At 67.3% G+C, this 7,242-nt stretch carries 11 protein-coding genes and 1 pseudogene; 4 read left to right on the forward strand and 8 right to left on the reverse strand.

Going from position 1 to position 7,242, the window contains the following annotated elements:
* Positions 1–616: 616 nt before the first annotated feature.
* Both ACIBVN_RS18595 and ACIBVN_RS18600 read right to left on the reverse strand, forming a co-directional pair.
* Positions 617–1,426: an MBL fold metallo-hydrolase gene (locus tag ACIBVN_RS18595; RefSeq protein WP_397137810.1), complete on the reverse strand. Its 810-nt coding sequence runs from the start codon at positions 1,424–1,426 to the stop codon at positions 617–619.
* On the reverse strand, positions 1,420–2,016 hold the full coding sequence (locus tag ACIBVN_RS18600) for a dihydrofolate reductase family protein (RefSeq protein ID WP_397137812.1): 597 nt from the start codon (positions 2,014–2,016) through the stop codon (positions 1,420–1,422). Before ACIBVN_RS18600 ends, ACIBVN_RS18595 begins: the two co-directional genes overlap by 7 nt.
* A gap of 73 nt (positions 2,017–2,089) precedes the next feature.
* Between ACIBVN_RS18600 and ACIBVN_RS18605 the strand changes: the two genes are divergently transcribed.
* The 4 genes from ACIBVN_RS18605 to ACIBVN_RS18620 all read left to right on the forward strand — a co-directional run bounded on the left by ACIBVN_RS18605 (position 2,090) and on the right by ACIBVN_RS18620 (position 3,865).
* Positions 2,090–2,593, forward strand: a complete 504-nt coding sequence (locus ACIBVN_RS18605) for a winged helix-turn-helix transcriptional regulator (RefSeq protein WP_397137814.1) — start codon at positions 2,090–2,092, stop codon at positions 2,591–2,593.
* A gap of 27 nt (positions 2,594–2,620) precedes the next feature.
* Entirely contained in the window at positions 2,621–3,034 is a 414-nt protein-coding gene (locus ACIBVN_RS18610; RefSeq protein ID WP_397137816.1) for a hypothetical protein, read from the forward strand.
* Between the two features lie 307 nt (positions 3,035–3,341).
* A complete protein-coding gene (locus ACIBVN_RS18615) occupies positions 3,342–3,572 on the forward strand; it encodes a hypothetical protein (RefSeq protein ID WP_397137818.1) in 231 nt (76 codons plus the stop codon).
* Positions 3,573–3,604: 32 nt separating this feature from the next.
* Positions 3,605–3,865, forward strand: a complete 261-nt coding sequence (locus ACIBVN_RS18620) for a hypothetical protein (RefSeq protein ID WP_397137820.1) — start codon at positions 3,605–3,607, stop codon at positions 3,863–3,865.
* 54 nt (positions 3,866–3,919) lie between these two features.
* Here ACIBVN_RS18620 and ACIBVN_RS18625 read toward each other — a convergent pair whose 3' ends face one another.
* From ACIBVN_RS18625 to ACIBVN_RS18650, 6 genes and pseudogenes are all read right to left on the reverse strand, one after another.
* Complete coding sequence (locus ACIBVN_RS18625; protein ID WP_397137822.1) at positions 3,920–4,306, reverse strand: DUF6578 domain-containing protein; 387 nt, start codon at positions 4,304–4,306, stop codon at positions 3,920–3,922.
* Positions 4,307–4,470: 164 nt separating this feature from the next.
* Positions 4,471–4,698: a hypothetical protein gene (locus ACIBVN_RS18630; RefSeq protein ID WP_397137824.1), complete on the reverse strand. Its 228-nt coding sequence runs from the start codon at positions 4,696–4,698 to the stop codon at positions 4,471–4,473.
* A 619-nt stretch (positions 4,699–5,317) separates the two neighbouring features.
* On the reverse strand, positions 5,318–5,782 hold the full coding sequence (locus ACIBVN_RS18635; RefSeq protein ID WP_397137826.1) for a hypothetical protein: 465 nt from the start codon (positions 5,780–5,782) through the stop codon (positions 5,318–5,320).
* 36 nt (positions 5,783–5,818) lie between these two features.
* The gene (locus ACIBVN_RS18640; protein WP_397137856.1) at positions 5,819–6,208 is read right to left on the reverse strand and encodes a DUF998 domain-containing protein; all 390 of its coding nucleotides are present in this window, start codon (positions 6,206–6,208) and stop codon (positions 5,819–5,821) included.
* Between the two features lie 152 nt (positions 6,209–6,360).
* Complete coding sequence (locus tag ACIBVN_RS18645; protein ID WP_397137828.1) at positions 6,361–6,900, reverse strand: DUF3841 domain-containing protein; 540 nt, start codon at positions 6,898–6,900, stop codon at positions 6,361–6,363.
* A gap of 162 nt (positions 6,901–7,062) precedes the next feature.
* Positions 7,063–7,242 (reverse strand): annotated as a pseudogene (locus tag ACIBVN_RS18650) (saccharopine dehydrogenase); the annotation flags it as partial.

Genomic DNA, 7,242 nt, shown 5'->3' on the forward strand with positions numbered 1-7,242 from the left:
GACACAATAGTGCAAAAGGTTGGGTTCCGCGATGAAACATATAGCTCCAGGTCAATGAAGGTGCGGCCGTGGTGTCAAGCCGCACCCGGCCAAATAGCGGCCATAACGAAGCGCTCTTTCCGAAATGCCCGGCTTGCTGATCCGCCGCCGACCTCCTTGCCGAACCGTTCAGGCCGCCTCGTTCCTCCACGTAATGCAACACCCGGCAGACTTGAGGACCTCGTTGGCCCGGCGCTGGGAGGAGACGCGAGGAGGGGGATCGACCGGCCATGGGTGCCGGGTCGCCCGGCCAGTTGACCGACCACCGGTTGGTTGGGGACGGTCATGACCGTGGCTATGAGGAGGGCCAGGACAAGTGACGCGACGCCGATGACCGCGCGCAGGGCCGGACGTCGTTGACGCCGTCGCCGGTCATCGCGACGACCTCGCCGCCCTCGCGCAGCGCCCCCACCAGATCCAGGCCGGCACGCCCGCCTTCCGCAGCTGGGCCGTACGATCTTGGCCGTTCAGACAGCCGAGCCTGACGCGGCCGAGGACATGCGCAGCGTGGCCAGCCACTCACGCACGCCCTCCCCGCGGGAGACCAGCGACTTAGTGGGCCTGCTGAGCGCTCGCTTCATTGGGCGAGGCGCTGGAGTTGCCCTTCGTGCACGTCGCTCACCCACTCCCAGCCAGGCTTGGCCGATGGGCCGACCCGTGGGTCGGTGGGGACTTGGCCGTTCCGCAACGCGAGTACGTACGCCCGATCCTGGTCGATCCGTGCCTGTACCTGGTCGGATCCGCCGACGGAACCGTGGCCCGGGACGACGACATCGACGTCGCTCGCCACGCCCTCGAGCAGCCGCAGCGCGGTGAGGTAGTCCTCGATCGGGTCCGCGGTGTCGTTCAGGTCGAGCATCGGAATCAGGACATCAGAGAGCATGTCGCCGGCGACGAGAACCCCGCGTTCCTCGATCAACAGCGCCGCGTGGCCCGGGGCATGCGCTTGATGCTCGATGATCCGGACTCGAGGGCCATCCCAAGGAATCTGCGCAGTTCCGGCGGGCAGGCCGGTGATGAGGCCGAGTAGGTCCAGCGGTACCTGCCCGGCGATTTCCGTCTCGAGCAGGTGGGCGGCGATGCGGGCCTTCGCACCTGCGTCCGAGAGCTGATCTCGGACAGCGGCCGCGCAGCGCGCCGTGCCGTAACGGGGCGCCTCGCCGAGCCGGGCGTGCCAGAGCAGGTGATCCCAATCCGGATGCGTGGAAAACCCTGCCACAACGGGCTGACCCAACTCGCGAAGGTCGTTCGCGAGGCAGTCGATCTCGGAGCCGGTCACCCCGGGGTCGATGAGCAACACGCCGGCCCGGCCCTGCACCACAACGGCGTTGCTCTGCACGAACTCGCTCTCGTGGACCAGCACGCCCTCCGCGACCTGCCTCAGCACGAGCTCGCCTCCTTTGCGTCCCGGATGGCGTAGCGATGCATCGTGACGCCCTGCTTGAACGATCGCTGCTCGAGCAGGTCGAGCTCGATCGGCACGTCGTAGTCGTCGAACAGCGGCCTGCCGAAGCCGAGGATCGCGGGATGGGTGAAGAGCAGCAGCTCGTCGAGCAGCCCCGCCCGGAGCAGCTGTGTGGCGAGCGCCGCGCCGCCCACACTGATGCTGCCGTCGGTCCCGGCCCGCAGGGCGGCGAGTTGCTCGATCGCGTCGTCTCCGCCGATGATCCGGGTGTTGTGGTCGGCGCTGCGGCGGGTGCGGGAGACGAGCACCTTGGGCTTGGCGGTCCAGATCTCGCCGTACTCACGCATGTAGTCCGGCAGCGACGCGTCCTCGCGCGCCCGCGGCCAGTACTCCTCCATGACCTCGTAGTAGACCCGGCCCTGGACCATGAGCGCGAGCGCCTGCGTCAGCGCGTTGGCCTCGCGGTGCAGCTCCTCGTCGATGCGCAGCCACTCGCCGGCACCGTTGTCCCCAGGAACTTGCTCGATCCGCAGGTCGAGGGACACCTGCATCGCATAGACGAAGCGGCCCATCAGCTCCTCTTCCCAAGAGTGATTGCGATCTGCAACTACTATAGGCGGACGAAATACCTGTCAAGGAGGAATCGTGGAACCACGGTCCGGGTGTCCGATCAACGCCGCCGTCGAGGTGCTCGGAGATCGCTGGTCGTTGCTCGTGCTGCGCGACGTCATCTTCGGCGACCGCCGCTACTTTCGGGCGCTGCTCACCGGGTCGATCGAGGGCATCGCTTCGAACATCCTCGCCGACCGCCTCGTGCGGCTCGTCGAGGCAGGGATCCTCACCCGCGGCACCGCCGCGCGGGGGCAGCGCGCTCGCTACAGCCTCACGGAAGCCGGTATCCAGACTCTTCCGATCATCTACGCCCTCGGCAACTGGGGCCTCGACTGGCGCCCGGGCAGCGACGAACTCCGGAGCCGACAGCAGCTCATGCGCGATGAGGGTCCGGCGTTCATCGAGGAGCTCATGGACGAGCTTCGCGTCCGCCACCTCGGCGCCCCGCCGAAGCCGCACGACGGTCCAGGCCCGTTCGAGCGCCTCAAGGCCGCCTACGCCGCGGCCGCCGAGCAAGAACCCGTCGATCAACGGTGACGGAACGGCCCCGCCCTGACCTTTCTCGTGCTCGTCGCCGACCCCGGACCCTCCGCCGACAGCTCCACCAGCAGGTTGAGCGTTGCGAGCCCGACCAGGAAGCGGTCTCCCCGCGTCGTGCAGGCGCCGATCGCCGACCGCTTCCGCGCCGCGATCGCCCTGGCCAACGAGTTGGTGTCCGGTCCGGGCGGCGGGCTCGAGCAGCGGGTGCGGGCCTGCCAGGTGGTGGCCGGGCTGGCCGATCCGGTGGTGCTGTTCCGCGACGAACCGGCCGAACGGCTGCGCAGCCTGATCCTGGACGGCGCCAGTGCGCTGCTGGGCGAACCGCCCGCGCCCCGGCCGCGCGGGGCCGCAACGGCGGGCGGCGTGCCATCCTCACCGGGGAGCAGGTCGACCAGGCACGCTCCCTGTACGCCGAAGGCCACGCCGTCGAGGAGATAGCCGCGCGTTTCGACGTCTCTTGCCTTATCTGGGGTAGTTGAGCGAACGCGCTGGTCAGGGGCTCGGGGAGGTGTAAGGCACGTCAGCCACGTAAGAGTTCTCCGAGTTGTGCTTCTCGGTCCTCGCAGCGTTCGACGGGACTTCGAACGCCGCGAAGTGGCTGGGATTGCCCTACCGGTAGGGCCCGTACGCCGACAGGGGCCGCCAGTCGCCGTCGACCGTCACCACCTGGTAGGCGAGCGGGGGGTGCGCCGCGGCGAGCGGCTCTAACCGGGCCGGCGGCGGCATCAGGATTTGATCAGCTTGAGTGGTCCACCAGAGCATGCTCGGCGGGGCCTGGTGGCTGGGTGACTGGCCGGTCGCGCTCGGCGTGGCGGTGTGCCTGGTCTCGCTGTTCGGCGGCGTGCCATCGGTGCGCGGCTGGCTGGCCGGTCTGCTGTGGCGGGCGCGGGTGATCCGGCGCTGGGACACGGCGGCCCGGTTCGCGGGGCTGGCCACGCACAACGACCGGATTCCGCGCGTACCAACCTGTATCTGAAGAACAACCGCCGCATCAACGCACTGATCACGGTGATCTGCCAGGCGCTGCTCATCTTCTGCCTGATCGAACGCCAGGTCCGCCAGGCCCTGGCCGCCCAGGGCGCGACCAAGGTCAACGGCTTGTACGCCGGACGGCCCGCCGTTCCCACCGGCCGGCTCATCCTGGACGCGTTGGCCGGCATCCGGCTGATCCCGGGCACCGGTCAGTCACCCCCGACCATCCCACAACCCACTGGTCTCCAACTCCATCTCCTGGACCTCCTCGATGTTGATCCACGAGATCTCCGCTGAAGATCACTCACATGCGAAGAACGGGGCTAGCACGGTGAGCCAGTCGCTCGCCGATCAGGTAGTGGCGAGCCGGACCAGGTATCCCACGAATAACAGCTCGTCGTGGTCTTTCTGCGTCCACCTATCGGCGGACTCGACGGCGGTCAGCACTTGCGTTCCCTTGACGGGATAGCGCGTTCCGCTGTCCGCCCCGGGCGTGGGGGCGTAGCGGCAATGGACCGCGGTGATGGACTGCACCTGACCACGAGTGCCGAGTGTCTCCTTCGAGACGCCACCGTGGTGTTCCTCCCTCGCGTCGACCTCGGCGGCCGCCTCGCCGAGGACCGACGCAAGCCAGTCCTGGCCTGCGGGGCCCAGCGTCCACTCCACGGTGGACCCGACACGGAACTTCTCGCCGCAGCACTGCATCTGCCACGCGTCCATCCAGACGGTCATCTCCATGACGACCAGTTTCCCAGCGCTGCCCAGTGCCGGCGTCGAGCGTGGCAGGCCCAACCGGGCCGTAGGTCAAGAATCACAGTTCGCATGCTGGTCAACCTCCTCGTCCGGTTCGATCAGCGCGTGTTCGACGGTGCGGCCATTTCGCAGCCACAACAAGAAGGCCGTCACCGCTGGGACCCGGCCTCCCGCCACCCGGAGGTCTCGCCGCGCTGCTCCAGGAACGTCCACCACTGGGACAGCGAGGTCGCATAGCTGCGCACCGTGTTCGGCGACCACAGGTGCCGGTGCGCCTCCAGCCACTGCCCGACGGGCGTCACTGTCCGGTAGCCAGCATCGACTACCGTCCAGGTCCGGGCGCCATCTGGGGGCCGCACTGCCAAGCCGTATGCCATCCGCATCGTTCCTTCTCGTCGTTGCAGTCCTATGGATAGGAAGGCAACGGCGATGACAGAACGTCACCATGCTCGGTCGTGATTACATAGACGCGACTGGCTCAACTCCCATGGATAACGCCCGGGGCCGGCAAGACCATGAGGTCGTACGCGACTCGCCAGATGAGGTCGTAACCGGACAGGCGGCGAAGGTCTTTCACCTCCACTCGAAACACAGCACCTCACGGCGCACGCCGTTGTTCTTACAGTCCCCAGCCTCGGGAAAACCATCGCGGAGACCTCCGAGGCAGTGATGTGTGCCACGCGATAGCCTCCGGCCAGGCTCCCTAAGGGAAGGGGCACCGAACCCTCTTCCCCTACCGACTGCGTGCTGCCACCCGCACGGATGCGCGTTATCCCAGCCCAGCGCGCAAGGCTGCCGCGGCCCGCCAGCCCGCATCGCTAAGCGGAGGCGGTGCGGCTTCTGCACGGCGATCGTGTCCAGGCGACAGGTTGCCGCAATAATGGGCGCGGCGGGCCAACGGCACGTCGGCCAGAGGTGCCGTCAGGGTTTCCTCTTCTGGTGGAGTCGCTCACCGGTGGTCGTTCGGGGTGGTGTGAGCACACCACCCCGAACCGGTCACCTGCCGCAGTTGCCCCACTTGTCGCGACCGCCCTTCCCCTCCCAGCGGGAGGCCGGGCTCTGGATGGTGCCCGAGTACTTGACGCACAGGCCACGCGCGAACAGCTTCACCGGCTTGGTGTGCCTGCTGTAGACGCCCGAGGTCGTCTTGGAGGAGGTCAGCGGAGGAGTGGTGGTCTGGACGGTCAGCGTGGCGCCCATCAAGACCTTGGCGTGGTCAACGTCGAACAGGGTCCGGAATGTCACTGCGCAGTTGTAGCCGTTCCTCCTGTTGTAGAGCAGGAAGACCTTGCCGAGTTCGGCGCCCTGCCTGTCCTTGATCGCCCGGACGCCGTCCTTCACCACACGGAAACCGTTGCCGCAAACGCTCTGCGGCGTCTCGACGGCCGCCTGCGCGGGCGCGGCGGTGGTGAGCGTTCCAGCGGCAAGGAGGGATGCGGCGACGATCGTCTTGGCGGACATGAACACTTGGGTTCCTTTCATAGATCGAACACCGGATTAGAGACCGTGTCCGATCAAGAAGTTCTTTGGTTCCGTTCGGAATCTCCACGTGCGGCGTGGAGAGATGTTCGAGCAGGCCGGCGGGCGCCGGTCGCCGGACGCCCAGCGTGTCGAGGGGTAGGCGATGCCGGCGGCGAACGCGAAGACGATGATCAGAGCGCCGGACACGCGGGCGTACACGGCCCATCCCCGGCTTGCTTGTCCCAGATGCGGGGCCAGGACGAACGCGGCGGCGCTGAGCCCGGGGAACAGCGCGCAGTCGGCCGCCTGGTGAATGAGTCCGCTCGTGGTGATGCCGGTCGGCTGCCCTGGCTGGTAATCCAGCGCGGGGTCGGCGGGCACCACTCCGACCACGACCGGCCCGGCCGCGAGCAGGATCGGCCTCAGTTGGCGTCGCGGCCGCCGCGCCGGTTAGATTCCTTGCTTCCCACCGGGTCCCCTGGCAGCCCCTCGGGTGAGCGGATCTATCAGGGCACCATCGACATCGCCTCGATCAGGATCTGGCTCCGCGACCCAGTCGCATGACGACGGAGCATCACCTATTTACCAGCTTCAACCGTGCACGGCGTTTCTTCGGGCTCGTCCAACGACGACGGCTTCAACGGGCGGACGCTCAGGACCCATGGGCCTGCCACGCGCGGAAGGCATGCCTGGACGCGCGCATAGGCCTGTTCATCGAGCTCGTTCTGGTCGATCGACCAGTCCATGCGCGGGGAACTGTCACCCATGAAGATCGCTTCCAGGAAGTCGTTCCATCGCCCATATGAGCTGAGTACTACGAACTCATCGGGCACATCCAGATCAAGGACGACATAGCGGTCATACTCCTCTGGACTATCGGGATTGAGGAGGAGTTCCGCTGTCAACGCCACTCGATCATCGTGGGTATCCGGCCCGGGCCATGCCCACAACGGCGGTCGGCCCGCGCAGTCGATACCGCGCCGTGCCATCTCCGCCGCCATTTCCTCGTAAGCAGGACGGTATGAGTGGCTCAGCACCCTGGCCCAGTCGCCAACTAATTCACCACTGTCCTCCAGTAACTCGAGAACCATTCGATGCTGGACCGTCCATAAACGCACCGGACAAATCATGCCAGCACAGGACGGGCAGACGCTCCAAGCCTAGCGACGACTCGGATGGTGCGAGTGGCCCGGTCAGGCCCGCAGGGCAGCCCCGTACAGGTGACCGGCCTGCTCGTGGACCGCACTGACCACGGTCTGGGTCGCGGTTCGGGTCGCCGGTCAGCCGCGGGTGTCGAGCGGGACGTGCAGTGAGAGGTGTGGGGACAGGGCGCGCAGGAAGTCTGGGGCGTTGAAGATCGCGCCCGCGGAGGCGACGCCGGTGGTCTTGGTGCGGCCGGTGAGGATGCGGTTGACGGCCTCCACCGCGAGCGGCGCGCTGATGGCGTAGATGTCCTGACC

The sequence above is a fragment of the Nonomuraea sp. NPDC049400 genome, from assembly GCF_044466425.1.
Classification (GTDB): Bacteria; Actinomycetota; Actinomycetes; order Streptosporangiales; family Streptosporangiaceae; genus Nonomuraea.